This window comes from Rhodococcus sp. IEGM 1351, assembly GCF_030056875.1.
In the GTDB taxonomy this organism is placed as follows: Bacteria; Actinomycetota; Actinomycetes; order Mycobacteriales; family Mycobacteriaceae; genus Rhodococcus_F; species Rhodococcus_F opacus.
Genome location: NZ_JASHKU010000016.1, coordinates 1 through 25248 on the forward strand (window position 1 = coordinate 1; position 25248 = coordinate 25248).

Genomic DNA, 25248 nt, shown 5'->3' on the forward strand with positions numbered 1-25248 from the left:
ACCTCGGGGCTGGCGCCGACGAGACTGCGTCCGCGGAAGCTCTCGCCGGCCGCGGCGCTGCCCCCGGCGCTCCGCGCCGTGAGGCGGAGCGAGTCGCTTCGCTCCCCGCCAGGGAGCCGCTCCGCGGCTCGCAGTGGGTCCATTCCCGTTGCCGTCGATCGAGTCGCTTCGCTCCTCTGAGTTTCCGAAATTAGGTTCTCACCTGCGCTTTTAATCGCCCAGTTCAATCCGGTCCCCCACACCCCAACAAAGCTGGGGAAGCGGGCGGATGCGCCCGACCCGCCGCCCACTCGCCTTCCCGCGCCGCTCCATGTCATACCCACAGCGTACCACCACACCCCCATACAACCCAAAACAGTCGAAAATCCCGAAACGCCCAAATCTATTGATCCGCAACAGATTACGAACCTTACAATCTGAAGTTTGTGCACAACACACGTAAAACCCTACTCGCCAATTGATTACCGAAACATGTTGTCAATCAACATCTTTCAAAACCGGCTCCAAACCGGACAAAACAAACACCCGAGCGCCCGCCGACACCCCGGCGCCGGCACTCCCCCGAACACGTCACCGGCGCCCCACATCACAAACCGGGGACATGTCATCACACCAGGTCACAGCACAATTACGGCCGCGGGTGCCGAGGTCGCGTCGATCCCACCCATAACCCCCTGCACACCGCCCAGAATGGGCAGCAGGGAATTCAGCAGTGAATCGCGTCGCTCGCGGCGACGCCTGGGGAGGAAGTACGTCATGGTGTTCGAGAGATTCTCCGATCAAGCCCGACAAGTGGTCGTCCTCGCCGCCGGCGCCGCCCGCACCCACCACCAGAACTCCGTCGGCACCGAACACCTGCTCGTCGGGATCTTCGACGCTGGCGGCCCCGGAGCGGCGGCGCTGACCTCGTGGGGTGTCACCGCACCAGCCCTCGAGAGCAAGCTCGGCGGTGTCAGCGCACCGGCGGGCTCCGCTCCGGCGGTTGGGCACATCCCGTTCACCCCGAAGACGAAGAAAGTCCTCGAGGGCAGCCTGCGCCAGACTGCCCTGCTCGGGCACGAGGAGATCGGCACCGACCATCTGCTCCTGGCTCTGCTCGACGACCCCGCCTCCACCGGCGCTCAAATCCTCACCGACCTTGTAACCCTCAGCATCGGAGAAATGCGTGAGCACCTCAGACGCGAACTGTCCCAGCAGCCCACCCCAGGCCCCGCCCACCGCATCCCCATCCGGCTCAGCGACGACGAATACACCCGCGCCCACGCTGCCGCCCGCACCGCCGGCCAGAACCTCGAAACATGGATCCACGACCGCATCACCGACGCCCTCGAACAACCCGAATAGCAGGCTCAGTCGCAGATAACGGATCATCCGGGACGTGTCATAAGACCAGTTCAGATGATTTTTCGATGCGGATCCTGCAGCCCGTCGTCCAACCATAAACCCCACTCACGCGAGGACACCGGGACGTGTCATCTTTCCAGGTCAGAGGGCTCGCCCAGGCGGCGGTTCTTGCCGTCCATCCACGCGATGACATCGAAGACGCGCAGAGCGGAGATCTCGTCGGGGAGGCCGGCCTCCTCCCGGATCGACAGCAACCGGTGGTGCAACGCTCCGTCGTCGGCACGGAGGGCCTCCCGGACCGGGTTCAGATGTGCTCGCTCGGTGCCCAGGACCTCACTGACCACCGAATCCCAGATCGGGTACAGCCGGGGACGTTTGCGGGCGATCAGCTTCGTCGCCTTCGTCTGGGCGATGCCCGGCAGCGCCCAGAGGGCGGTCTCCAGGTCCCAGGCGGGCCACCCCGGGGCGAGCGGGTCCGGTTCGTCGACCAGGTCCCGATCCGGGCCTATCGCCGTCAGAAGGGCGTTCAGCGCCTCCGCCTCGGTGTGCAGGATCGCCCGCGCCGCCTTCGGTGGAATCTGCACCGTCAGGAACACCCGCCGCGACCAGGTCGTCCGCGGTGAACCGGTCCGCCTCCCCCACCCGGTCGCCGGTGCTCGACCAGGAGTCGAAGTGCGCGCCGACGTAGGCGTCGTCGCCCAGGTACGGGCGGCCGTAGTACTTCGTCAGCGCCGCGATCGCCGCAGCATCCGAGTCGGTCACGAGGGTGGTGGGCAGCCGGAATGTCATACCCCGCACCCTCTCACCCCCAGGTGCCGGCGACCCGGGAACCGAGCCGAGGTGGTCGCTACGCGCCGGGCCCGGAATCAGGGGGCGGTGTCGGCCGCCGGCGGTCCGGCAGAAGCGTGCGCGCCTTCACCGCCAGGTCCGGCAGGCCGAGCGCACCCCGCCAATCACCGTAGGCCCGCGCCGGGACGGTCCGGGCGAGTTCCTCGTCCACCAGCACCACCGGGCTGGTGGGATACGCAACCCGCGCCACGAACCGGGCGATCTCGTCGGCGGTCAGAATCTTCCCCAGCGGCGGCGTGGTTGCTGCATCGGTCATGGCATCTCCCCCATTGTCAGAGCTGGACGTTGCGTGGACAGTATCGCGTTGCGGGCGTGACCCATCGGACGTCACAGGGACGTGTCATCTGCCCAGTTCAGTGATAGGAATGCGCGGTGATCGATGCGCACAAAGGATGGCCTGACGGCGAGTGCACCACCACTCGCTTCTTCGACCGCATGGACCGCTGGAGGACTGCGAACCCGCCGCCCGGCCCCCGAGTTCGTGCCGCGGCGCGTCTGCAGCTCGGCCACTTCAGGCGCCCGCACCAGGCCCGCTGGTGGGAGGCCCTGGCACTGACGACGCTCCTCGCCGTAATCGCGGCGGCACTCGCCACCGTCGCGCTCGATGACGTCCTGATGGTCCTGCTCGTGGCGATCGCACTCATGCTCGTCGGGGGTACGCCGTCTACGGTCTGGCACTGGCGACTCGATCCCGCGCCTACCCCCTCACCCGGTGGCGGCACCGGTTTCGGGTGATGTGGCTGACGAACGGCACCAGCACGGTCGGGGCGGCGCTCACCGTCTACGTCCGCCGGGGCGGCGCGGTAACCTTCCACAACCACTTCCGATGGCCCGCAATCACACCCCAGCGGCCGCCGGTCGCGCGCCGGCTACGGCTCGAGCTACTGACCATTGCCGCCGAGGCCGGCCAAGTCGTCATCACGTTCACGACAGATGAACGCATCGCCACCACGTACAACAAGGTCGGGTGGCGGAAACCCACCCCCGCCGAACGTCACGAGCACACGATCCCGACAACCACGAATCAAAACGGCGAGCTCACGCGATGGGATCTGCTGTTCGATCCTCACGACGAAGAATGCGCAGCGAACCTCACAGCTGCACGAGCCGAACTCGCTACCTGAGACGGCAGCTGTCGGTGGCTATGCGCCGCGGCGGGCGCGTGCGTTGTCGACCACGGACCGCTGGAGCACCCAGGTACCGCCCACCCGGGTGGCCGGCAGCACCTTGCCCTTGATGGCCTTCAGTACTCCCTGGCGGGTCATTCCGAGGCCGTCGGCGGCCTCCTGCACCGACACCAGCGGCGGGAGGTCCATGGCGTCGGTGAGGCGGTCGAAATCGGCGGTGGCGAGCACTCGCAGCGACCGCAACGGCCAGGGGTAGGTCTCCAGGACCGCCAGGGCCGTCGAGGTGGCCTGCCGCACCGATTCGGCGGGAATGGTGAAAACAACCTCGGCGTGGCCGAGTTCCGAGCGCGCGGCCGCGCCGCTGTACTCGGCGATCGGGCCGAGCAGGGCCTCGGCGTTTTCCTCGCCGAACGTCGCGTCCAGCTCGGCGACGACGTTGTATGACTCTGTCATTGGTCTGGATCCTTTCTGTGTTTGTCAGTGGTGTCAGGTTTGGGACAATGCAACTCGGGCCGGGGGTGATATCAGCACCCCCGGCCCTTGTCAGATCAGCGCCGTGGAGGCCACTGGAATCCCGCTCGCTTCAAGTACGAGAGCGTGTTCCGGAACGATCGCGGGTCGCTCGCCGAGCCCGAGAAGGTCGTGATGAGCTTCCCGTCCTTGTAGACCATCGGGTGGCCGTTCTTCGACTTACGAATCTCGAATCCCGCTTCCTTCAGGGCCTTGAGGACCGCTTTGGTGTCCTTGTCCAATCCTGTCACCTCAGTTTCCGTTTGACAACTAAAGACTACATCCCGAGTTGTCAATTGACAACTCGAGATGTAGTCGGGCCACTGACCTGCGAATTCATATCCCCAGGGAGGGTGCTCAGTTCGCGGACGGGGCCGAACCCTGCGGGGCGGTGTTGGCCGGGGCGCGCCGGTAGCCGTTTCCGGCGGCGGTGGTGTGGAGGCGGTCGATGTTGATGGTGACGACGCGGCCAGGCGTGGTGACCTGACCGGTGTCGGTGTCATGCGCCTGGACGACGGTGCAGACCGCGACTGCGCCGAGAGAGCCGGCGTCGTCGAGGTTGTCGATCCGCAGGGTGCGGACGACGGTGCGACGAGGATCGTCGGTCCAGAGCTGGCCGGTGCGGATCTCGTCGCCGTGACGGTTGGTCATTGCGCTGATCATGGGCTCTCCTGATGATTGATCGACCGAAGGGAAAGGGTTCCGCCCACAACGGCAGGGGCCGCCGACACCGAGGACTACGTAGTCGATCTCGTCCGCGGACATCGAGCGGCCGGCGGACAGGTCGACCAGCGACCTTCGCAGCCACAAACTCCTCGACGACCGCGGTTCGGACATTGCACCCCCCCTGGTTGGCGTGTCGTTACATTACATCGCAGCGCTGTAATGTTCAAGGCGCTCGATACTAGTTCGCTCCGGCCACACCGGGGCCCATGTCATGCAGCGCAGCGCCGCCGCCGCCGCCGGGGCAGCTCAACTGCATATTGGGCATGCCAGGCATGTAGCCACGCGCAGTAATGCAGGTAATGCGGGCAATGCTCCTGTTATGCGCCGCTTCACGCCGAACAGGGCTCGCGATATGCAATCATCTTGCGATGCCAGCACGATCACGCGATGAACTCCTCGAAGCCCTCGATGAGCAGAGGCAATTCTTGCGCAGCTCGGCCGAAGACTACGACGAAGGCCGCTTGATCGAGGCTAAACGGATGGCGGTTACTCTCCGCGTTCTGTTTCACAACACAAGGTCATCGCACGCGCTGATGAACCAATTGATGCTTCACAACGTACTGACGTGGGTCGACTCGGCCGGAGAAGTCGAGCCCGAGAATCTGTTGCCGCAAGCGACCCTCACTCACATGCGAATGACGAAAGGCGCGGAGGGAGCGGAGCTCGAATACGTGGCGGGACTCGACGATCGCCCACCCAACCCGATCCGGGTCAATGGCCAAAACGTGCCACGTTACAGCCGCATCGCGTTCAAGACGTGGTGGTTAGAGCGCGTCGTGAGAGATGCAGCCCATGACTACTACACACGGAGTTCTCTCGTCTTGGCGCTGTCCAACCAGGAAGGCGGTGCGCATGTCGACCCCAAAGTGCGGTCCGCCTACTTCAATCTGGCGAAGAGCAACTCACTCGGCTGGACCGTCACTGACGCCCAAGGCGACCGGCCGTTGGACAGTAACCCCGTCTACCCGTCCGTTAGGCAAATTACCTACGAGGTTCTTGAGTCCCTGGCACAGCAGGAACACTTGCTCGTCTAGTGCCTGGTGCTTGTCGAGCTTCGGTTCGACCGCCGCCGTGATTTCGTCGGGTGTGGCGTAGTCGCCCGCAGGCGCGTCCGAAAGCCCATATGGTGCATATCCGCCCATATGGGCTATAGGTTTTCACGGCGTGTTTGTTCCGATCCGTCTCTACCTGGCGATACAGCCTCCAGGAGGTAGATGACGATGATTCCGAGAACAGGTCGGCCGGATCGCGATCTGGGAGTTTCGGTCCGTGCGCGCCGCTAGTGAGTGAGCCGCCCAGTCATCAAAGGTCCTGGAGTTCCGCTACAGGCGGGATTTGCTGATTACTCGCTCTTCTCCCCGCGCAGGTGTCACACCGTCCGCATTCTGTGCTGTCGTCGAGGTCTGGGTCGTCGAGTTGTCGACGAAGGAAAGCCATGCGGCAGCTATCGGTGTGCTGGTAGTCGATCATCGCCTGCTGCTCGGCGTTCCGAGCCTCCTCGAGTCCCTCGTAGCGTTCCCGGTCGTACGTCCACCGTGCTCCAGTGTCGATCCACCCGCCGCGTACTCGCCGCACTACGCCGTCTACCTCGAGGACGCGCAGGACCATCTCCGTCCTCCGTCGATGAAGTTCGGTTTTCTCCGCTAGCGCCTTGATCGTGTGGGGCTTCTTCTTGTCGAGTGTGTCGAGTAGTCGCCGGACAACCTCTTCTCGGGGGAATGCGAGGGATCCGAAGTAGTCCCAGATTTCCTGGTCCTCTCGGCCCGGAAGCAGGATCACTTCCGCTCGGTCCGTGGCGCGGCCGGCGCGGCCGATCTGCTGGTAGTACGAGATCGGAGACGCTGGTGCGCCCACATGGATGACAAACCCGAGGTCGGGCTTGTCGAAGCCCATGCCCAATGCGGATGTCGCGACAAGTGCTTTCACTCTGTTGGCCAGAAGATCCGCTTCGAGCGCTACGCGCTTGTCGGCGTCGGTTCTCCCGGTGTAGACGCAAACACTGTGTCCGCGCTCCGAGAGTGCGGTCTCCAGTTCTCCGGCCGCGGCGATAGTCAGGGCGTAGATGATGCCCGAGCCCGGCAGGTCACCGAGCCGATCTGCCAGCCAGATGCCGCGGTCGACGTGATCGTCGAGGTGAGTTACGGACAGGTGCAGCGAGGGCCGGTCCAAACCGCCCCGCAGGACGATCGCGCCGTCGTTGCTGCCGCTGGCTCCGACGCCGAGCTGGGCGGCAACGTCGGCAATCACGCGGTCGTTGGCCGTGGCGGTGGTCGCTAGGACTGGAATGCCGTCCGGCAGCTGAGCGAGGAGGCCGGCGATGGCCCTGTACGAGGGTCGGAAGTCGTGCCCCCAGTCCGAGACACAGTGCGCCTCATCGATGACGACCAGGCCCGCGGTCGCGGCGAGGACTGGCAGCACCTCCTCACGGAAGCGTGGATTGATCAGGCGCTCGGGGCTGATCAACAGCACATCGACCCGATCGGCGGCTATATCGGTGCGGATGCTCTCCCACTCGCTGAAGTTGTCGGAATTGATCGTGGCCGCGAGCACTCCCCCACGCTGCGCTGCTCCGACTTGGTTTCGCATCAAAGCCAGCAACGGTGACACGATCACCGTGGGGCCCATCTTTCGCGATCGCAGTAGCCTCGCGGCCACGAAATACACCGCAGACTTTCCCCACCCTGTCCGCTGCACCACCAGGGCACGTTTGCGGTGCACGACGAGCGCTTCGATAGCTGTCCATTGGTCTTGATGCAATGTCGCGTGTGGTCCTGCAATGTCGCGCAGCAGCTCTTCCGCGTGATCGCGAAGATTTACCGGCGGAGCCAGGGTGGGGACGTGTCGTTCTTGCTGGTCATCCACTTGTTTCCTCGTCATTCTGGGTTCTGGCGGGGGTCGCTACTGGGTGCAGTCGATGTGCACGGACAGGTAGACCCGGCCGGTGCCGTAGGGGGAGTTCCAGTCCTGCGGGGCCGCGGCGGTGGCGGCGATGTCGAGTTGGTCGGGCTGCGACCAGTCCACCGATCTCAGGCTGTCGAGGTACTTGTTCGTGGTGTCGATGTCGCCGGAGAGGCCCTGGTCGGTGTTCTCGACGGTCAGCACCTGCGACGGGTGTGAGGTCTTGATGATCCAGCCGTGGGGGGTGCTGATCTCGACGGCCAGGTCGTCTCCGTTGCCGAAGCATCGGGCGGTGACGTCTTCGGGTTTGGGTGTGGTGATCTCGTTGTCGGAGTGCTGTTCTCCCCAGCCGATGATGATGCTGCCGAGGTCGTCGCTGGAATCGGTGACGACGGTGCCGCTTTGAGATGCGGACACACTGGCCGCGGCGCGGCCGTCGTCGCCGCCGCACGCGGTCAGCGCAGCCAACGCGCCCACGGCCACGGCGGTGGCGGCTGCGGATCTGCGGATGTGGTGCACGCTCATCTGTTGGTCCTCTCCGGGATCGCGAAGGCGGCCGGCACGTGGCCGGCCGCCTCGATGCGTGTGACGGTGTTTAGGTGATGACGTCGACGAACCAGCGGCCGTCGATCTGTTTGGTGGTGATGGTCTGGGTGAACTGGGTCGCTGGTTGACCGGGGCGCATCTCGGAGAGGACCACCGAGTAGTGGCCGCCGGAGATGGTGATGGTGCGCAGGCAGTAGTTGGTTCCGATCGGGACGGTGTCGATGCCGGCCTGGATCTTCTCCGGTGCCGGGAGCGGCGAGTCCGGTGCGGCGAGGGCGCGGGCGGCCTGCCCGGATCGGGTCACGTAGTAGGCGTGTTCGAACGCGGCGATCACCCCTTCCCCGCTCTTCTGGTCTCCGCGGTCGGTGCGGCACTCGTCGCCGACGTCACTGGCGGCTGTGGGGCTTTGTGCGGCCTCGGGCGTCTGTGTGGGGGCGGGAGTGACCAGCTCGTCGAGTGCGGCTGCCGACGGGGCTGCTGGCGTGGTTTTTGCGGACTCGTCGGGCTGCAGGACGCTCCAGCCGACGGCACCGGCCGCGGCGATGGCCACCGCGGCGGCGACGGCGGTTTTCTTGCCGCCCCGAAGGGCCACCTTGCGTGCTCGTTTCGGTGGGGTCGGGTGCTGCGCTGGTGCGGTCAGGTCGGCGCGGCCGCCGGGCGACGCGGTCGTGCTGCGTCGGCCCGGCGTCGCCGTGGTGGTGGGTGCGGCCCCGAGAGTGTCGATCACTGCCGGATGCCGGGTCGACTTGCGCGGTGTGATGCTAGGCCGGTTCACGGCCACCACCTCTTTCCTGGTTAGGCTGCGGCGTTCTCGAAGGTCGACAGGAGCGTGTTGACCTCGTTCGGCATGGCGGTGCGCAGGTCGGCACCGGCCTCGAGGAGCTGGTTGCCGCCGGGCTGTTCGGCCACCCAGGAGGCGGCCTGTGCCCCGGCGTCCTGGACCTGGTCGACGGCCAGGGTGGCGGCCGGTGCGGCCTGTTCCGCCCAGTCGGTGGCCTGCTCGAGGACTGCGCTGCCGGTGGAGCTGGCGGTGGCGGTGTCGGCGAACTGTGCTGCGGCCTGGGTGTTCTGCTCGACGAATGCGGCCGCCGGCTCCAGGTCGATCACCGGGGCGGGCTCGGGAGCGGGCGCCGGGGCGGACTCGACTGCCGGGGCCTCGGGGGCCGGTGCCGGGGCGGGTTCGGGTGCCTCGCCCATGTTCTCGCCTGCGCCGTATGCGGCGCCGATGGCACCACCGATAGCGCCACCGACTGCGGCACCGGCAACAGCAGCCGGGAGCCCGACGGCTGCGGCGCCACCTGCAGCACCGATACCCGCACCGGCTGCGCCGCCGGCGACCGCGCCGGGAACCGCGCCGACGATGGGCACGGTAATCGCGCCGACCGGTCCCATGATCGATACTCCTGCGACCGTGCCGATGACCGCGCCACCGGCGGCACCGAGAGTTGCGGCGGGCACACCGGCGACGACCGCACCGGTTGCCGCACCGAGGGCGACACCGGCGGTGGCGCCTGCCGCGATCCGGTCCGAGCGGGTCGTCTCGATGCCGAGCGAGTTGAAGAACGTTGCGCCTTGGGCTTCGAGGATGGACGAGGTGTTGTTGAGCTTGTCCGCCTCCTCCCGGGGGAGCCAGTCGGGCCGCGGGCCGCTGAGTGCGCCGAAGCGGTAGGTGTCGGGGGCCGCCTGGATCGGGGCGACGGGCTTGCCCGGCTCGGGGGCAGGTTCCGGTGCCCGGTACGCCTCCGGGACCACTTGCTGGTCGGACTCTGCCGACGGCTCCGGGGCGTAGTAGTAGGTGGGCTCGTTGTAGGTGGGCACCGAACGGGTCGGAGCGTTCTGGTACTCCACCGGGATCGGGATGTAGGTGTCCCAATCCTCGGTCGTGCCACCGCCGTTGTCGGCTTCCTGTGCGGGCGCGGCGGGCTCGGGGGTGGGGGTGTTGACGCCGGCCTGGCCGCCCTCGTTGGTCACGCCGGCCTGGCCGCCGTTGTCGGTGATTCCGGCCTGACCGGGTGCGGCGTTCGCCGAGGGGGCGAGGGACAGACCCGCGGCGATGCAGGCGGCCACGACCGCCGCGGTGGCTCCGATCGGGGCGCTGTGCTTACGGTGCCGGCCGATCTGTCGGCGTGCGGCGCGGTTATCGGAAGTGCTCATCTCGGTTGCTGCCTTTCGTGGATGACGGGAGATTCGGGGGCGGAGAGAGACCTGGGCGGGGCGGGTGCGAGGGTGGCCGGATCAGCGCGCGGCGGTCATCAGTTCGACGACGGTCGCGGCGATCACGGTCAGCGACGTCGTGGTGGCGGGACGGAGTCTGGCGGGGACGATGCGTTCACCGGAGGCGAACAACGGCTCGAAGGGCATCCGCAACACCGGCACTGCGTATTTGCAGAACGCCTCGACGGCGTCGTGTTCGACGATCGGCGCATCGCCCGGACCGTCGGTGATGACGACGATCGTGCGGTTGAGAACGTCGCTGCCCGTGGCGGACAGGTGCTGCAGCAACCGTTCGGCGGACGAGGCGGCGTCGAAGCGCAGCGGGGCCGGGATAACGAGCACGTCGGCGGCCGAGATCGCCCACTGCCAGCTGCCGGCGAGGGGGTTGTTGCCGGTGTCGGCAACGAGGATGTCGCGGTGCTGGGCGAGGATGTCGGCCAGTTTTGCGGCGTCGTCGTAGCTCAGTCCCGACTCCGCGCCTCGGCGGCCGGCGACGATGTCTTCACCGGACGGCTGGCGGGTCATGTATCGCGACAGTGCCGATGGCCGGATCGCGGCCGCGGCATCGGTGTGGGCGGCCAGCAGTCCGACCACATCGCGCCCCTCGGTGGGAGGAACACCGACCCGATCGGCGAGGCTGCCGCCGATCTCGGCGAGATCCGCGCACGCGACCGTGCTGCCGCCGCGCACGGTCGCCAGCATCTGGGCCAGGGCCACCGCAAACGGAGTCTTGCCGACCCCGCCCTTGCAGTTGGCCACGGTCACGACCGAGAAGTCGGGAATCGGGCTGATGATCGTCGCTTCGGATGCGCGCAGCCGCATCTCGGCCGAGTTTGCCTTCGGAGAAAGGCTGAGACCGAGGACCGCGTTGAGCCGGCCGCGCATCCCCAGACGCGCGGGTTCCCCGGCGCCCGGGGTGACCTCGGGCGCCACCAGCGCCGACACCGCCAGGCGGGGCGTGCTGGCTGCGGGGCCGCGCGGGCGGCCCTCGTCGGGGGCCCGGCGAGCCGAGTGGCCGATGGGCTCGACCGTGACACTGACCGGCTCGGGAACGGCGTCTTCATACGGTTCCAGGATGGCTGGCGCAGTGGGCACCACGGGTTCGATGGGGCCGGTCGGGGCGGACCGCGACGCGGTGCCGTCGGGTGCGACCGTGATCTGGGTTGAACGTCCCGAACGCTGCACCGCGACCTCCACCGGGCCGCCCGCTTCCATCGCACGCGCCTGGCTGTACTCGTAGATGCGGTTTTGGATCGGCTTCCCGTCGGTGGCGACGATCTCCTCGTCGGTCCCCGCGATACGCGCGGTGGTATCCGAGAGGATCTCGACAGTGAATGCGTTCACGGGGGTCACCCTCCGAATGCGCCGACGGACAGCTCGGAGTCCATCTCGGCCACGGTCTTGTCGGCGTTGTCGAGTGCGGCGAGTGCGTCGGTGCGGGCCTGACCGTCCGGGAGCAACTCGATGATCTGGCGGCGCAACGTGACTGCGGCCTTGAACTCGTCGAGCCGGGAGCGGGTGAGTTCCTGGTCGTCGGAGAGCTTGGGCAGCCAGGTCGGCACCGCGTCCTTGAGAACCCTGCGCAGTTCGGTGATCACAGGGTCGTTTCCGCCCTTCGTCGCGAACGGCTCCCGCAGGATCGTGACGTCCTCGGTGGTGGGGGTGATGGACTGGGAGATGCGGCGGCTCATGACTGGGTCCTCCTGGTGTGGGTGGTGCGATGAATAGCGGGTGGGTGAGGTTCAGAGACGGGGGGCGGTGATCGGCCCGAGAAGGCCGCCGATCGTGCCCCCGGCGAGGGTCGCTGCGCCGGCCACGGAAATCCCTGGCACTGCTGCGGTGAAGGCACCGCCGGGGGCATACCGGTGGGTGTCGGATGCTTCGTCGTGGCGTGGGAGGCCGAGGACTGTGCAGATGTCCTGGGCGTCGGTCTTGTCGGTCATTGCGATTCCTTTCGTTGAGGCTCTGTGGGCGTGTCAGACGGTCGTGAGGATCTGGTCGGGTTCGGGAAGGAACACCACGTCGGTGGGGCCGTAGTGGACGTTGGTTTTCAGTCGTCCGCCGGTGCCGATCGACAGCGTCGTTTCGAGGACGTCACCGGTGTCCTTGTCGCGGATGACGGTGACCGCGTCGACGGTCACCGGAACCTCGTTGCCCTGGTCGTCGTCGAGGAGGATGACCATCCCCTCGGTGACGGCCGAGGCCGGGATCGCGTCAGCAGGGCTGTCACCGAGCACGACCGGCTCGAGAACATCCCCGCGCTCGCGCGCCCGCTGTGCCAGAACTCGTTCGGATTCGACGAAATCGCGCAGTTCCTTCGAGTAGAACTGCAACGTCGGCGGCTCGACTGGGGTCAGTCCTCGCACGATCGCCTTTTCTGCCTCCGAGAGCTGGTTCCATTTGTTCGGGTGCGGGTCGACGTTCGGCGTCCACCACATCTGCGCGTCCACCGGGGATCCGTCGAGTGAGGTGACCACGCCGCGGCCGGGGACGGAGGTGTCGACCTCGCGGCCAACCGTGGAGTCGCCCCACATCATCAGCGCACCATCCTGGGAGAGGTGACCGAGGCTCATGCGGGTGCCGAAGTTGTCACGGGCATTACCGGAGGCACCACCAAACAGCGAGGCGTCCGGGCGTTGCACCCCGAGCAGCAGGCGGATGCCGGCCGAACGGGCGAGGACAGCGAGATCCGCCCACGCGCCGAGCGGATCGAGTTCTTTGAGCAGTGCACGGGTTTCGTCGTCACCCGTCTTGGCTAGCGCCTGCCACTTCCCGGAGAGGATGAAGAACTCGTCGAGAACCGCGATCATCAACGGCAGCTGGGACGGTTCGATCTTCTTCACGTGCACGTACCGGTTACGGGCCATCATCTCCGCGTGCAGGGCGCGCACCAGCATCGCCGCGCGGACAAAGTCGTAGACGATCGCAGCACACCCGGGGTAGCCCTCGAGACCGTCGAGTTCGATCATCTTCGGATCGACCCCGAGGAACGGGATACCGCGGCGAGCCGCCTCGGTGAGCAGAGTGCGGATCACCGAGGTCTTGCCGCCACCGGTCGGGCCGACGATCAACGCGTGCGGCTTGTTCGACTTCGTCGAGACATCCCAGAACAGACTCAGGTCGCCGGCCCCGGTCGCGTACGGCAGGTGGCGCAGGTTCTCGTCGACCAACTCGAGCGGGTGATCGACACGGGTGGGCAGCGGCGCCCGCAGCCGCATCACCAAGAACCCTTCGGACGGGGTCCACTGGGTGGCCCAGGTACGGCCCGACTCGTGGTCACCGGCAAGGGAGGCGAGCGCTTCCTCGACCTTGGCCTGGAAGCCGCGTGCCCCACTGTTGAGCGAGGGAGTGAAGGTGATCATGTAGCCGGTCTCGACACCGTTCTCGTCGCGGGTGTCGACGGTGACGACCGGGTCCTTGAGCGGGCCATCTTTGAGTGCCAGCTCGAGCGCCTTGTGACGCGCCGAGCGGGTGTCCGCCTCGGTCAGCTTGCGGGTAATCAGAATCCGGTCGCGGTGCGCGTCGTGGCGGACGGTGTAGGTGTACTTCCCGGTGCGCGACCCAGCCGATCCGCGGACTGCGGCGGTGAATTCGTCCATCTCCTTCGGGCGGATGATCGCACCGCGCGGCAGCTTGATCTTCGCGGTCCGCAACGTGCCGATGCCGGGCGGGAACGGCACGCTTACTTTGACCGGCAGGTGCCGGGTGGTCTGGCGGATCTGAGCCTCGAGCATCACCCGCTGGCGGTGGCCACGGAACCGGGCGATGTCGACTGCGGACCAGGCTGCGCCGAGGAGTGCGAGCGGCAGCGTGTGCTCGTGGAGTGCGGCGAGGATCTCGCCCATCCCGTTGACCGTCTCGACGACGGGGGTCTCCGCCAATTCGGGTGCGTAGAAGGCGAGGCCGGCAGCGGCTACCGGAATGGGGGCGAAGGTCCGGTAGGGGGCGACGGCGGGCTTCGCCGCGGCCGCCTGCTCGGCGCGAGCGTTGCGACTGCCCGGTCCCGGACCGAACAGCTCGACGAGGAAGTCCTTCAGCGGATCTCGCTGCGCCATCGCCTCGCTCCTCTCGTCGTGTCGAGCCCGGTGCCTGTGTGGTCGGGCGTTGTGGATGTGCACCTTGGCAGGACTGCACGGTTTGGCTCAACCAGCCCTGTGGATAACTTTTTTGTGCCCGTTCGGAGGGCCTGGCTGCGGCACCGTTGTGGAGGGTCGTTGCGGTGCGTGCGCTGGATGTGTCGGGGTCTCTGAGGCATCCACGCCGGAGCCCGTGTCCGGGACCTCGAAGCGACCATGCGGAGGTGGTCTCGGAGAGCCTCTGGGGACGGTGTCCACGACCCCCTTTCGAGGGCCGTGGCGGACCCTCCGAGACGGCTCGCGCGGACCGTCAGCGAAGCGTCCGAACGAGGGTGCGGAAACCACTCTCACGGGTGGTGCGCGGTGGCCCGAAACGGCGTCCTCTGGGGCTGCCGGGCTGGTCGCTGGGCGTCGTCATCGAGCCGCTGATCGACCCCGCTTCCTGTGCCCCTTCCGACCGTCTCGCACAGCCTCTGAGCTGCACTCTCTGAAATGGGTTGGCGCGGCGGGATTTCCATAGGTACACTCCCCCCTAGGCCCGAAGGGCCGGGGGGAGTGACCCCGAAGGGGAGGGCGTTTTCGCCCCTCTTTTTCGGAGCGGTCCGAAGCACCCCCTGTGCACCGCCTGATTGCACTCCTCTGAGCCAGGCCTTCGCATCGCTCGCTGATCCCCTGCCTCGGAACCCCGTCCGGGCCTAGCTCACGCCGTGCTGCCGGACGGGTCTCCCCCACCTCGTCAGCGCTTGTGGCGCAGCCCCTTTTCCGAAGTCCGAACAGACAGTCGGACAAGACGCCTGCGCAGCGTGTGTCGACGCACCACGGAAGACCCCTGCGAAGGCACCCCTAGAGCTTCGCCGTCACCGGGGTGTTTCACCGTGCACGCCGCGGGCCATCACACGGGCTCTGAGGACGAGGGCTAGCCGTGACAATCTGCCGTCCCGGTGCGGGTGTCCTCGTCCACTCGGCGGAGGCTGTTGCCCGACCGACCTTGCCGACGTCCTGGGTGGGGTCCGTTTCGGACCGGTCTCCGGCGGGCGGTTCCACCTGGCCCGGGCCCTGGTGTCGATGCCCGGGACAAAGTTATCCACAAGGCTGGTTGAGAACTTTCGGTCACTTCTCTTACGGTCTCGCGCAACCACATTCGTGGCATCGGTTCGCAACCTGTTGGAGAGGCATCATGTTCGCTATCGCTTCCACCGTCGTCGACTTGTCAAACACGGCAGCTCACCCCTCGGCCGTACCCGGTGTCGTGACCCTTGCCCAGGAGGCGGACGTCAACACCAGGAACCTTCGAGACTGGATCGGCGACAACGTCGTCTTCACCATCCTGGCCGTCATCGCCTGCGTCGTCCTGATCGGTGGCCTGAAGGGAAACCTGTCGAAGGTGTTCACGGTCGGTGGGCTGACGGTGGTGGGTCTGGCATTTCTCGGCATCGCCAACTCCGAGACGGCGGCCGCCGGTGTCGGCAACTGGTTCCTCGGCCTCATCGGCCTCAACCCCGGCGCCTGACCACGCGAGGTGTTCCCACAGAGGAAGGGGCGATAGGTGATCAACAACGACGACCTGCTGTATCGGGTGGACCGCCACTATCTGGGCCCGACGGGATACACCCTGCCGGTGCGGATTCGGTACACCGCCGGACTCGTCGGTGTAGCGGTGTTCGCGGTGGTGTTCTTGATCGCCCGCGCCGTTCTGCACCTGCCGCTCGGATACAAGTCGTGGCTGACGATGGCCCTGGTGACCGTCTTCGTCACCCACCACATCGCCAAGTACGTCACCCCGGACCGACCCCTGCGGTCGGTGTTCAAGGCTGCCTTCAACGATCTCAATGCCCCACGGCCCCCGAAGACCGGGGAGACGGTCACTGTCACCCTCCCCGACCGGCTGACCGCTGGCGCCCGACCTGACACGGCCCGCATCGACGGTGAGGACTCACACCGATGACCACCTACGACGACAACGACATCGCATCGCTGTTCGACCCTCAACTCGAAGACCCGGTGCCGGTGATCCCGCCAGGAGCGCTGCCGCCGTCATGGGCGGCGGGACGGCAGACGCCGGCCCCACAACCGGGCCCGCGGGCGTGGTCGGAAGTGGAGTTCCCTCCGCACCCTGTCACCGAGGTGCCCGAGGAGGTCGATATCCGGGCAGAGGACCCCGCCGTCCTGGCCGAAGACACTCGCACGCCCGAGCGCCGGCGCAAGCGCTCCAAGCGCCGCGGGAAGACGCCCGCCGATCGCGAGAAGGCGGCGGCGAAGAAGCGCGCCGATCGTGCCCGGAAGGCGGTGCGGCTGCAGCTGACCGGGACCTCCGGTCACATCACCCGCACCTCACGCACGTCGACGGCGTGGTTCGTGCAGAAGCAGGGGCCGTGGAACTTCCGCACCACCGGCAAGCAGCGGCGCTTCATCCGGGACGAGGCGATGGTGCTGACCAACCTGCAGCAGGCTGGTGTCGAGCGACTGCACCGGCGACTGGTGCGCACCCCGTTCCCGGTCGAGCAGTGGGCCAAGGACCACGACCAGTGGGCTGCCCCGATCGACGACGTCCCGGGCGCCCTGTCGTGGGCGGAGTACCTGCGCGGGCAGCAGCACGCGATGCTGTGGTCGAACGCGACGATCAAGGGCCGCTACTGGGGCATCGAACTGCCGCAGCGGTCGGTGCTCGGGATCGGGCTCGACTACCTCGCCAACACCCTCGGCTACGTCGCGAACTGGCCGCTCCTGGGCACCCTCTCGTCCCTGATCACTGGCTGGGCCGACGACGCCTTCGCACGCGAGGAGAAGGCGCTCGCCGATCATCTCGCCGAACTCGAACGGATCATGGCCGGCCGCGGAGTCAACGCCGCCCCAGCATCACCGACTGCAGTCGACTACCTGCTGCGCCGGTCGGCGACGATCGGCCTACCGCTCGCTGCAGGCGGCGGTGCCGCCGGTGCCGGCGACTGGGAAGAGGACGATGTCGCCGCCCTCGAAGACCTCACCGACCTGTCCCTGACACCCGGCGATGGCTACACCACCGTCTCCGGCGTCGTCGAGGGCCGCCGCTACACCGGTGCGGTCATCGTCCTGACCGTCGGACGCATGGCCCCGCTGCCGATCCCGGAGCGGATGCTGCCCTGGCAGGTCATCGGCGACCCCTCCGGTGAACCGCTGGAATGGTCGGATCGGATCGAGCTGCACGACAAGGCACAAACCATCCGCACCATGCGCTCGCTCACCGGCAAAATCGAGAACCAATTCGACCACTACACCGTCGAACACGACGAGGTCCCGCCGAAGGAACTGGCCGAGCAGCACACCCGCGTCCAGGACGTCATCTCCGACGTCGAAGAGGACCACTCCGGGCTCTCCACCCGCACCTCCGGTTGGTACCGGGTCGCCGTCGTCGGAGCGACCCCCGACGAGGCCCGCAAGAAGGTGGCCGGTCTACGGGAGATGTACAAGCCGCACATCGCCCTCGAACAGGAACACGGACAGTTCCAGCTACTACGCGAATTCATCCCCGGCGAGCCCCGGGCGAACATCGCCCACACACGGCACATGGACGTCGAAGCCGTCGCCGCAGGCATGGCCACCGCCGGTGACCGGATCGGCGACCGCCGCGGAGTGGTACTCGGGGAGACCTCGTCGATCGCGCCGCGCCCCGTGATTTGGGATTGCTTCGCCGCGCACGAGATCAAGCACAAATCCGGGCTCACCCCCATCGTCGCGGTGCCCGGTTCGGGTAAGACGTTCCTGGCCGGGATGATCGTCTACCAGGCGGTCCGCGCGGGTGCCTACGGTGTCGTCCTCGACCCCTCGGGGCCGCTCAAGGAGCTGGCGAACCTACCCGAGTTCCGGGACATCGCCCGGGTCTACGCGCTCACCGGCCGCGACTCCCGTCCCGGAGCACTCAACCCCTACCGCGTCATCATCGACCCACGCCGCGACGACCCCGAGTACGACACCCGCCATCTGGACTTCGCGCGCGTTGCCGACCCGTTCGCCGCGGGACAGGCGAAATACGACGCGGACATGCGCGCCGCGGCCGCCGAGCGAGTCGAGGTCGCCGTGTCGGTGCTGAAGATGATGCTCACCGAACGGCACCTGCATCTCGAGCACACCGAATCGGTACTGCACCTGGCCGCCAACCGCGTCGGCGGGGACCGCGACCACAACCTGGGCGAAGTCCTCGATGCCATCAAGGCGATCGGTAAGGATGATCCCGACCAAGCCGTGCGCACCTGCGCCAGTGGCGTGTATCAGCAGCTGGAGTTGATGTCCCGGCTCGCCGAAGCCCGGGTGCTCTTCCCAGAAGCCGGCACGGTCGGCAGCGGCGTGGACGACTTCGATACCGACATCCGGCTCACCATTCTCACGATGCCCGGCCTGCAGCTACCACCGGAGGGCGTTCCCTCCTCGCAGTGGACCCCGCAGCAGCGGATGACCGCCCCACTGATGCACATGGCCGCGTGGCTGGCGAACCGGCTCGTCTACGAAAAGCCGAGGCACGTACGCAAGGTGCTGTTCCTCGACGAAAACAAGTACCTCGAATCCACCGGCGCCGGCCGCACCCTGAACCTGCGGATCGCCCGCGACTCCCGCAAGTTCAAGGTCCGCGCCCTCGTGTGCTCGCAGCTGCCCGACGACTTCCTCGGCCTCGACGGCACCGACGACAAGACCGCCCTGACCTACGAAGTTTTCGTCGGCGACGTCGGCGGTGACCCGCACGCCATCGACGGGGCCCTCAAGCTCCTCAAACTCCCTGCCGGGCAGGGCTTCGAGGCTTTCCTCGCCGAACTCGGCAGCGGCGGTGAGGACACCCTCGACGAGGACACCGACACCTCCTACCAGGATCAAGCCCGCCGGTGGATGGTCCGGATGGCCGACGACGTCGAACTGGTCCGGTCGAGCTGGGTCCACTACGTGCACTTGTCCCACGTCTTCGCCGCGTTGAACTCGAGTACCGCGAAGAACGCCCTCGGAGGTGCCGCATGAACGCACAGTGGTCCCCCAAGCACGAGATGACCTCGAATCGGCGGCTGGCGGGGCGGCTGGGGCGGCTTCTGGCCGTCTTGGCGCTGGTGCTGGCCCCATTGCTGGTCGGCCCGAACTCCCCCGTCGCGGCGGCCAGCGGTTTCGCGTGCGACGAGGTGCCTGCCCCGGAGTACCCCAAGGGTGCGTTCCCCGCTGTTTTCGACGCGACCAGCACGGACCGCCCCGACAACGGGGGCACCGGATACACGACCTACGGGTGGGCGGGTCTGCAGTGGTACACCTACGATCTCGGTTGCGGCGCGGATCTGGTGCGCGCCCCGGGAGCGGTCACCGACACCAATTGGGGCAACATCTTCCTTGGGGTCGGGAAGTCCCTGGCCGCGGCCGCATTCTGGCTCGACGATCAAACCAAGACCGGTCAGGCCGCCGAAGACGCCGGGATCGCGCCCGCAATGGAGCAGTTCGACGAGGTCGTCTCCTCGATCTCGAACGGCATGCTCGGCATTTACGGCCTCTGGCTCGGTATCGGGCTGACCGTGGCCGGCGTGATCATGCTTTGGCACGCACTCAAATCGAACGCGGCCGGCGTCACGAAATCCCTGGCCGTTGGCGGGGCAGCCCTCGCCCTCGGCGCGCTGCTGGTCGGCGCACCCCAGCAGGCAATCCGGTTCGCCGATGACACCTTCGGGGCGCTGATCACCGATACACAGAACGAGATGCTGTCGGTCTCCGGCAGCGGCGGCAAAGGACCCCGCGACGTGCTGCTCGACGACATCTTTCTCGACGACTGGCGTAAGGGCTGGTTCGGCCCGAACTATGACGATGAGGAGAACCAGCTCGGTCCCAAGCTGCGCGATGCGCTCGCGTTCTCCTACGAGGAACAACAGCAGATCGAGAATGCACCGGACTCCAGTGTCGAGAACGACCTGAAGGCCAAAAAGGAGAAGGCTTTTCGCGAGGACATCGTCCAGCCGCTCAGTGACGACTACGGATTGTCCTACTACACGTTCCAGGGCAAGGACTCCGGCCGCCTTGCCATCGGGTTCATGGCGATGGTCAAGGTCGGTATGCCGTCGATCCTGTGGATCGGTGCATCGGTGCTGAAGCTGATTGCGCTGCTCGCGATTCGCCTGGCCATCCTGTTCGCCCCGATCTGGGTACCGCTCGCCGCCGCGCACGCGGGAACGTTGATGCGGGTGTGCCGGATGATCGTCAGCGCCTACGTGTGGGGTGTGGCCGGTGCGGTCATCGTCGCGCTCTATTTGCTTGCCCTGGTGAAGTTGTATGTCACCGACGACGGGCAGATCGACGGGTCGTGGCGGCTGTGGTTCATGGTGATCTTGACGTTGGTGTGCTGGTTCATCATGCGGCCGTTCAAGCGGGTTTCGCAGACCTTCACCCAGAACCGCGCCGGCGCTCTCAACCGCAAAGCCCGTCATGCGCAGTCCTCGATGAAGCAGAAGTTCTTCAAGGGGGCCAGCGCGGTTGTCGGCGGCCCGGCCGGGGCGATGGTCGAGGAGGGTGTCGGGGCGCTGCGGAAGAAGACCAAGGACGGCGGCACCGACGAGAACGAAGCGGGCGGCAACTCGGCAGCCCCGGGCCGTCCGGAGGGGCGCGAGCTCAACCAACGGCGCCGGCACGAGGCCGATCAGTCGCGCATCGCGGCCCGCAAGAAGATGGATCTCCTGCAGCGGCTGGCGGACTCACGCAAGGATTCCCAGAGCCAGATCCGCACCGGGGCGGGCAGCAAGGGCGACGACCACGAGCCGGACAACAGCCACAGCCACACCCGCGGCGGCCGCGGCCGCAGCGCAGTCCTGAGTGCGCTCGGCGCCGGTGGCGGTGGCGGTGGCGGTGGCGCCAGCCGTTCGGGGGGCGGAGCGAGCCACGGTGACGCGCCGCGAGTCAGTGAGACCTGGGACGGCGGAGCGGGTTCTGCCATCGCCCCGACGAAAGTCTTCACCCCGACCCGCAAGGACGTCTCACCCGAGAAGGTGCCCGCCATGTCGGCGGCCTCCGGCAATTCGACTCCGCCTCGGTCGAATGCCCGCCTGTACGAGCCGTCCCTGTCTCCCGAAGTGCGGACGCACCCGAGCGAGAGGTACAGCTGATGGCCCGCCCCGCAGGCAACCCGGTCCTCGCCCCGATCCGTCGGTGGGTGCTGTACTCGCGCACCAACCTCACGATCAGCGTGGCCGCCGTCCTCGGAGTCCTGTTCCTCGCCGGCACCGTGTTCGGGGAACCCCCTGCGCCCACACGTACGCCGACCACAGCGGCAACGACCGACTCGACGACCACCACCGCGGCGCCGGCGGCGAACGAGATCACCTACGACCTCGTCGAGGTAACCGAGTCGGCCATCGCGGGCAAGACCGCGGCCGCGGTCGCGAAGAGTGCGCCGTCCACGGCGATGGCCTACGCGCACAGCTACGTCGACATCTCCCAGTCGAATACCGAGTGGAAGACCAAGCTCGGCCGATACACCACCGACACCCCCGGTGACACGATCGTCGCCGCACGTCCACAGGTACCGGTGGCGATCACCGGACCCACGACCAGCGAGATCGTCACCGGCACCGGCGGCAATCGGCGGGCCGAGGTCACCATCCCCACCCAGGCCGGCGACCTGCGCGTGACCGTGCAGGTGGCCGAGTCCCCGAACGGGACGAAATGGCAGGTCCAGAACCCCTTTCCCACCCTCGACCGCGACGAGGTCGGCAAGCTCGGCACCTCCCCGTCCCTGGTGAGCGACCCCGCGCCCGCCTCGCGCACAACCACCGCACCGTCGACGACAACCTCGGCGACGGAGCCCACAGCTTCGTCCGACTCCGAGCCGTCACCGCCGGCTTCGTCCGACTCCGCGCCGACACCGGTGCCGGTGCCCGGACCTATCCCGATCCCCGAACTCGACACGCCGATCCCGGGGGCCCTGTGACCCTGCGCCGGCGCGGGACCGCGCTGCTCCTCGCGGCCGCGGCCACCACAGTCCTCGGGACAACGGCGTGCGCACCCCAGCCCCTCATTCCTCACGATCGGTGCAAGACCACCTCCGCCGACACCGACCCGAGCACTGGTGGCCAGATGCGGGCGTCCGGGCCGATCACTGCGCCCACGAAGGCCGGGACCACCACGTTCACCTCCGGTTTCGGGCCACGATGGGGTACCGAGCACAAGGGCGTCGACTTCGCCGGCGCAATTGGTACCCCGATCTACGCAGCCCTCGACGGCCTCGTGGTCCGCTCCGGCACCGCCACCGGATTCGGACACTGGATCGTCATCGACTCCCTCGTCGGCGACACACCGGTCTCCACCGTCTACGGACACATGTTCACCGACGGGCTAATCGCCCGCGAAGGCCAACAGGTCAAGGCCGGTGACCACATCGCCAATATCGGCAACGACGGTGAGTCCACCGGCGCCCACCTGCATTTCGAGTACTGGGAAGGCGGCCGCTTCCAAGGCGGCACCGCCGTCGACCCGATGACCAAGCTCGGGGGCGCCGCAACGACCACCGATACCGCCGCGGGCTTCGACAACATTGAGCTCGCGGCCGCGACATCGCCGATCGACTGCGCGGGCTTCGGCACCGTCGGTGGCGGTGAGCTGGCCGCCGGATCGGTGCCGCCAGAATTCGACCCGTGGATCCGCAAGGCCGGCAGCATCTGCCCCGGCATTCGGCCCCCGATCCTGTCCTCGCAGCTCTACGCCGAGAATCAGTTTCGGCACGGCGCCAACGCCCCGGTCTCCCCGTCGGGTGCACTCGGGCCCGCGCAGTTCATGCCCGGAACCTGGTCGACCTGGGGCAAGGACTACGACGGCGACGGCAAGGTCGACCCCAATTCGATCGGCGACGCCGTCATGGCTCAGGGGCATTTCATGTGCGCCCTCAACGACCAGGTCAACGCCGCGCTCGCGGCCGGCACCGTGACGGGACATCCGGTCGAGCTGTCGCTGGCCGCGTACAACGCCGGTTTCGGTGCGGTGCAGTCGCACCGCGGCATTCCCCCGTATGCCGAGACTCAGAACTACGTCGCGAAGATCGTCCTCGGTCAGGCCAAGTACACGTCCCTGAGTTCCACCGGCCGCCTGGTCCCGAACGGGTCGAAGGACGGCGGCCAGGTCGTTGCGGCCGCGCGGCAGTACCTCGGCACCCCCTATGTCTGGGGTGGCGGTAGCACCGGCGGACCGTCCGGTGGTGGCTTCGACTGCTCCGGACTGACCAGCTACGCGATCTTCACCGGCAGCGGCGGCAAGGTCACACTGCCACGTACCTCGGAGCAGCAGTGGACCGTCGGCATCGAGATCCCGATCGAGCAGGCCCAACCGGGCGACCTCGTCTTCGGATCCTGGGCCGCTTCCGGACCGGGTCACGTCGGCGTCGCGCTGGGAGGTGGGCGCATGCTCCACGCCCCGACCACGGGTGACGTCGTGAAGGAAGCGCCATTGATGAGCGGGATGAAGGCACGGAGGGTGATGTGATGAGTGGACTGCCCGCAACTGCCGCAGGAGGACCGAGATGAGCGTGCGTCGATTCGTGGCCGTGGTGGTGATCCTCGGCGCCCTGGTCGCCGTCCTCGTCTATGCGTGCCGGCCGAACGGAGAAGATCCGCAAACCTTGCCTGCAGAGACGTCGACGACGTCCGCCCCTGCACCGTCGATCACCGTTGCTCCAGTACCTCCGCCGACCGCTGCGATACCGGCGCCAGGCGCCGCGGCGGCGGAGGAGGCAGCCCGCCAGGCCCTGGCTGTCGCGTTCACCTGGTACCCGGCCACCGACCGGTCCCCCAATGACGGCTTCATCCGGGCTCGACAGTGGCTGACCGACAGCCTGGCATCGCAAGTGGCCGTCCCGGTCACGACCGAACGCGGACCCGGCGTGCAATGGGGACAATGGGCCACCGCGAACTCGAAGGTCGTCGCCGACGTGATGATCGGCTGCTCCGGGTGCCCGCCCGATACCGATACCCTCATTCACCGAGTCGCCACCATCCATCAGACCGCGATCACCGGTGACAACGCAGTCCCCGTCGCCCCCGACACCACCGTCTGGGTCACCCTCACCAGGGCCGGGGACAGCTGGCTCATCGACACCATCCGGTACTGAAACCAGTAGTCACCGCACCGCGTTCGACAACGCCGCCCTGCGGCAACAGGAGGGGAAACTAGATGTCCAACCGCAGCCGCACGCTCGTCGGCCTCGCTCTCACCAGCATGATCGCCGCCACCCTGACCGCATGCTCCGGCTCGTCGAGCGATGACGGTCGGCCCGGCACCGTCACGCCCGCCGAATCGTCCGGCGGATCCGACGGTTGGGACGGCAACATCGCCATCGGCGTCGGCAACCGCAAAGGCGTCGACCTCGTGACCCTTCCCGCCCCGGACCAGGTCGATGTCCAGTGCCACGGCGAGGGTGACAATCTCACCGTCGACATCACCGCACCGAACGGGTGGCACGCCACCCTCACGCACGGATCCCAGACCATCACGGTCGAGAACGAGACCCTCAACTACCCAGCTCACGACTTCGCCGAATCCCCGGGGGCGATCGAGGCCGTCAACCGAACACGACCGAAGGGCAGCACGAAGCAGTATCCACTCGGCGTTACCTGGGACAAGCCATCGGTCGGAGAGGTCGAGATCCAGGTCGACGCCGACACCCCACCGCACTGGATGGTGAACTCCCCGTACGAGGACTTCGACATGTACATGCACATCAGCTGCGGCCTGAAGTAAGAGCCGACGCGACGCACCTTCCGCGGGGACGTGTCCTCTACGCAGTTCAAATCATCAATTGAGCGGCGACAGACCGCGACCTAGGCGCCCCGGGGCTTCACCGCCAGCACCAGGACAAGCGTCCGATCTGACACCCTCCTTACTGATGCGTAAGATAGTGCCGCGCCTTCAGGTGTGAAGGTTTCCCGGTTCTTGACGACTTCGGTTCCGGATGTGGCGGCCGGCATGGATCAGTGCCTGGCCAC

Annotated in this window: 24 protein-coding genes and 2 pseudogenes; 12 read left to right on the forward strand and 14 right to left on the reverse strand. The window is 67.1% G+C overall.

The features are described 5' to 3' along the window. The first annotated feature begins 756 nt into the window (after nt 1-756). Nucleotides 757-1344 carry a Clp protease N-terminal domain-containing protein gene (locus QM806_RS25565; protein ID WP_283293195.1) on the forward strand — a complete coding sequence of 196 codons (588 nt, stop codon included), beginning with the start codon at nt 757-759 and terminating at the stop codon, nt 1342-1344. A 128-nt stretch (nt 1345-1472) separates the two neighbouring features. Here QM806_RS25565 and QM806_RS25570 read toward each other — a convergent pair whose 3' ends face one another. From QM806_RS25570 to QM806_RS25580, 3 genes and pseudogenes are all read right to left on the reverse strand, one after another. Further along, complete coding sequence (locus tag QM806_RS25570; protein WP_283293345.1) at nt 1473-1928, reverse strand: DUF6308 family protein; 456 nt, start codon at nt 1926-1928, stop codon at nt 1473-1475. A 73-nt stretch (nt 1929-2001) separates the two neighbouring features. Continuing rightward, nucleotides 2002-2133, reverse strand: a pseudogene (locus tag QM806_RS25575) (RNA-binding protein); the annotation flags it as partial. A 58-nt stretch (nt 2134-2191) separates the two neighbouring features. After that, a complete protein-coding gene (locus QM806_RS25580; protein ID WP_283293196.1) occupies nt 2192-2449 on the reverse strand; it encodes a hypothetical protein in 258 nt (85 codons plus the stop codon). Nucleotides 2450-2565: 116 nt separating this feature from the next. Between QM806_RS25580 and QM806_RS25585 the strand changes: the two genes are divergently transcribed. Then, nucleotides 2566-2928, forward strand: a complete 363-nt coding sequence (locus QM806_RS25585) for a hypothetical protein (protein WP_283293197.1) — start codon at nt 2566-2568, stop codon at nt 2926-2928. Further along, complete coding sequence (locus QM806_RS25590; protein WP_283293198.1) at nt 2928-3317, forward strand: hypothetical protein; 390 nt, start codon at nt 2928-2930, stop codon at nt 3315-3317. Before QM806_RS25585 ends, QM806_RS25590 begins: the two co-directional genes overlap by 1 nt. A gap of 18 nt (nt 3318-3335) precedes the next feature. Here QM806_RS25590 and QM806_RS25595 read toward each other — a convergent pair whose 3' ends face one another. The 3 genes from QM806_RS25595 to QM806_RS25605 form a co-directional block, all read right to left on the reverse strand. After that, complete coding sequence (locus tag QM806_RS25595; RefSeq protein WP_283293199.1) at nt 3336-3773, reverse strand: helix-turn-helix domain-containing protein; 438 nt, start codon at nt 3771-3773, stop codon at nt 3336-3338. A gap of 95 nt (nt 3774-3868) precedes the next feature. Next, nucleotides 3869-4081 carry a hypothetical protein gene (locus QM806_RS25600; RefSeq protein WP_283293200.1) on the reverse strand — a complete coding sequence of 71 codons (213 nt, stop codon included), beginning with the start codon at nt 4079-4081 and terminating at the stop codon, nt 3869-3871. A 106-nt stretch (nt 4082-4187) separates the two neighbouring features. After that, entirely contained in the window at nt 4188-4493 is a 306-nt protein-coding gene (locus tag QM806_RS25605) for a hypothetical protein (RefSeq protein WP_283293201.1), read from the reverse strand. A 431-nt stretch (nt 4494-4924) separates the two neighbouring features. On the opposite strand from QM806_RS25605, the gene QM806_RS25610 reads away from it, so the two are divergent. Then, on the forward strand, nt 4925-5590 hold the full coding sequence (locus QM806_RS25610) for a hypothetical protein (protein WP_283293202.1): 666 nt from the start codon (nt 4925-4927) through the stop codon (nt 5588-5590). Between the two features lie 316 nt (nt 5591-5906). Here QM806_RS25610 and QM806_RS25615 read toward each other — a convergent pair. The 8 genes and pseudogenes from QM806_RS25615 to QM806_RS25650 form a co-directional block, all read right to left on the reverse strand. Further along, nucleotides 5907-7433: pseudogene (locus QM806_RS25615) on the reverse strand (RecQ family ATP-dependent DNA helicase); the annotation flags it as partial. A gap of 21 nt (nt 7434-7454) precedes the next feature. Next, nucleotides 7455-7979, reverse strand: a complete 525-nt coding sequence (locus tag QM806_RS25620) for a hypothetical protein (RefSeq protein ID WP_283293203.1) — start codon at nt 7977-7979, stop codon at nt 7455-7457. Between the two features lie 70 nt (nt 7980-8049). Further along, nucleotides 8050-8775 carry a DUF8176 domain-containing protein gene (locus QM806_RS25625; protein ID WP_349307609.1) on the reverse strand — a complete coding sequence of 242 codons (726 nt, stop codon included), beginning with the start codon at nt 8773-8775 and terminating at the stop codon, nt 8050-8052. Between the two features lie 20 nt (nt 8776-8795). Continuing rightward, nucleotides 8796-10154 (reverse strand): hypothetical protein, encoded by a 1359-nt coding sequence (locus QM806_RS25630; protein ID WP_283293205.1) that lies wholly within the window; start codon nt 10152-10154, stop codon nt 8796-8798. An 81-nt stretch (nt 10155-10235) separates the two neighbouring features. Beyond that, entirely contained in the window at nt 10236-11558 is a 1323-nt protein-coding gene (locus QM806_RS25635) for a nucleotide-binding protein (protein WP_283293206.1), read from the reverse strand. A 5-nt stretch (nt 11559-11563) separates the two neighbouring features. Further along, nucleotides 11564-11905 (reverse strand): hypothetical protein, encoded by a 342-nt coding sequence (locus QM806_RS25640; protein ID WP_061698048.1) that lies wholly within the window; start codon nt 11903-11905, stop codon nt 11564-11566. A gap of 51 nt (nt 11906-11956) precedes the next feature. Continuing rightward, the gene (locus QM806_RS25645; RefSeq protein WP_283293207.1) at nt 11957-12157 is read right to left on the reverse strand and encodes a hypothetical protein; all 201 of its coding nucleotides are present in this window, start codon (nt 12155-12157) and stop codon (nt 11957-11959) included. A gap of 33 nt (nt 12158-12190) precedes the next feature. Then, nucleotides 12191-14269, reverse strand: coding sequence for an FtsK/SpoIIIE domain-containing protein (locus QM806_RS25650; protein WP_283293208.1), 2079 nt, complete (start codon nt 14267-14269; stop codon nt 12191-12193). A 1198-nt stretch (nt 14270-15467) separates the two neighbouring features. On the opposite strand from QM806_RS25650, the gene QM806_RS25655 reads away from it, so the two are divergent. The 8 genes from QM806_RS25655 (at nt 15468) to QM806_RS25690 (ending at nt 25003) form a co-directional block, all read left to right on the forward strand. Beyond that, the gene (locus QM806_RS25655; RefSeq protein ID WP_054248314.1) at nt 15468-15800 is read left to right on the forward strand and encodes a hypothetical protein; all 333 of its coding nucleotides are present in this window, start codon (nt 15468-15470) and stop codon (nt 15798-15800) included. Between the two features lie 36 nt (nt 15801-15836). Continuing rightward, entirely contained in the window at nt 15837-16235 is a 399-nt protein-coding gene (locus tag QM806_RS25660) for a hypothetical protein (RefSeq protein WP_095866423.1), read from the forward strand. Beyond that, nucleotides 16232-19270 (forward strand): ATP-binding protein, encoded by a 3039-nt coding sequence (locus QM806_RS25665; RefSeq protein ID WP_283293209.1) that lies wholly within the window; start codon nt 16232-16234, stop codon nt 19268-19270. The genes QM806_RS25660 and QM806_RS25665 overlap by 4 nt, the downstream gene beginning before the upstream one ends. Continuing rightward, nucleotides 19267-21381 carry a hypothetical protein gene (locus tag QM806_RS25670; RefSeq protein WP_283293210.1) on the forward strand — a complete coding sequence of 705 codons (2115 nt, stop codon included), beginning with the start codon at nt 19267-19269 and terminating at the stop codon, nt 21379-21381. Before QM806_RS25665 ends, QM806_RS25670 begins: the two co-directional genes overlap by 4 nt. Next, nucleotides 21381-22205, forward strand: coding sequence for a hypothetical protein (locus QM806_RS25675; protein ID WP_283293211.1), 825 nt, complete (start codon nt 21381-21383; stop codon nt 22203-22205). Before QM806_RS25670 ends, QM806_RS25675 begins: the two co-directional genes overlap by 1 nt. After that, the gene (locus QM806_RS25680; protein WP_283293212.1) at nt 22202-23749 is read left to right on the forward strand and encodes a peptidoglycan DD-metalloendopeptidase family protein; all 1548 of its coding nucleotides are present in this window, start codon (nt 22202-22204) and stop codon (nt 23747-23749) included. The genes QM806_RS25675 and QM806_RS25680 overlap by 4 nt, the downstream gene beginning before the upstream one ends. A gap of 37 nt (nt 23750-23786) precedes the next feature. Further along, nucleotides 23787-24374, forward strand: a complete 588-nt coding sequence (locus QM806_RS25685; RefSeq protein WP_283293213.1) for a hypothetical protein — start codon at nt 23787-23789, stop codon at nt 24372-24374. A 62-nt stretch (nt 24375-24436) separates the two neighbouring features. Next, the gene (locus QM806_RS25690; RefSeq protein WP_054248308.1) at nt 24437-25003 is read left to right on the forward strand and encodes a hypothetical protein; all 567 of its coding nucleotides are present in this window, start codon (nt 24437-24439) and stop codon (nt 25001-25003) included. The last annotated feature ends 245 nt before the right edge of the window (nt 25004-25248 follow it).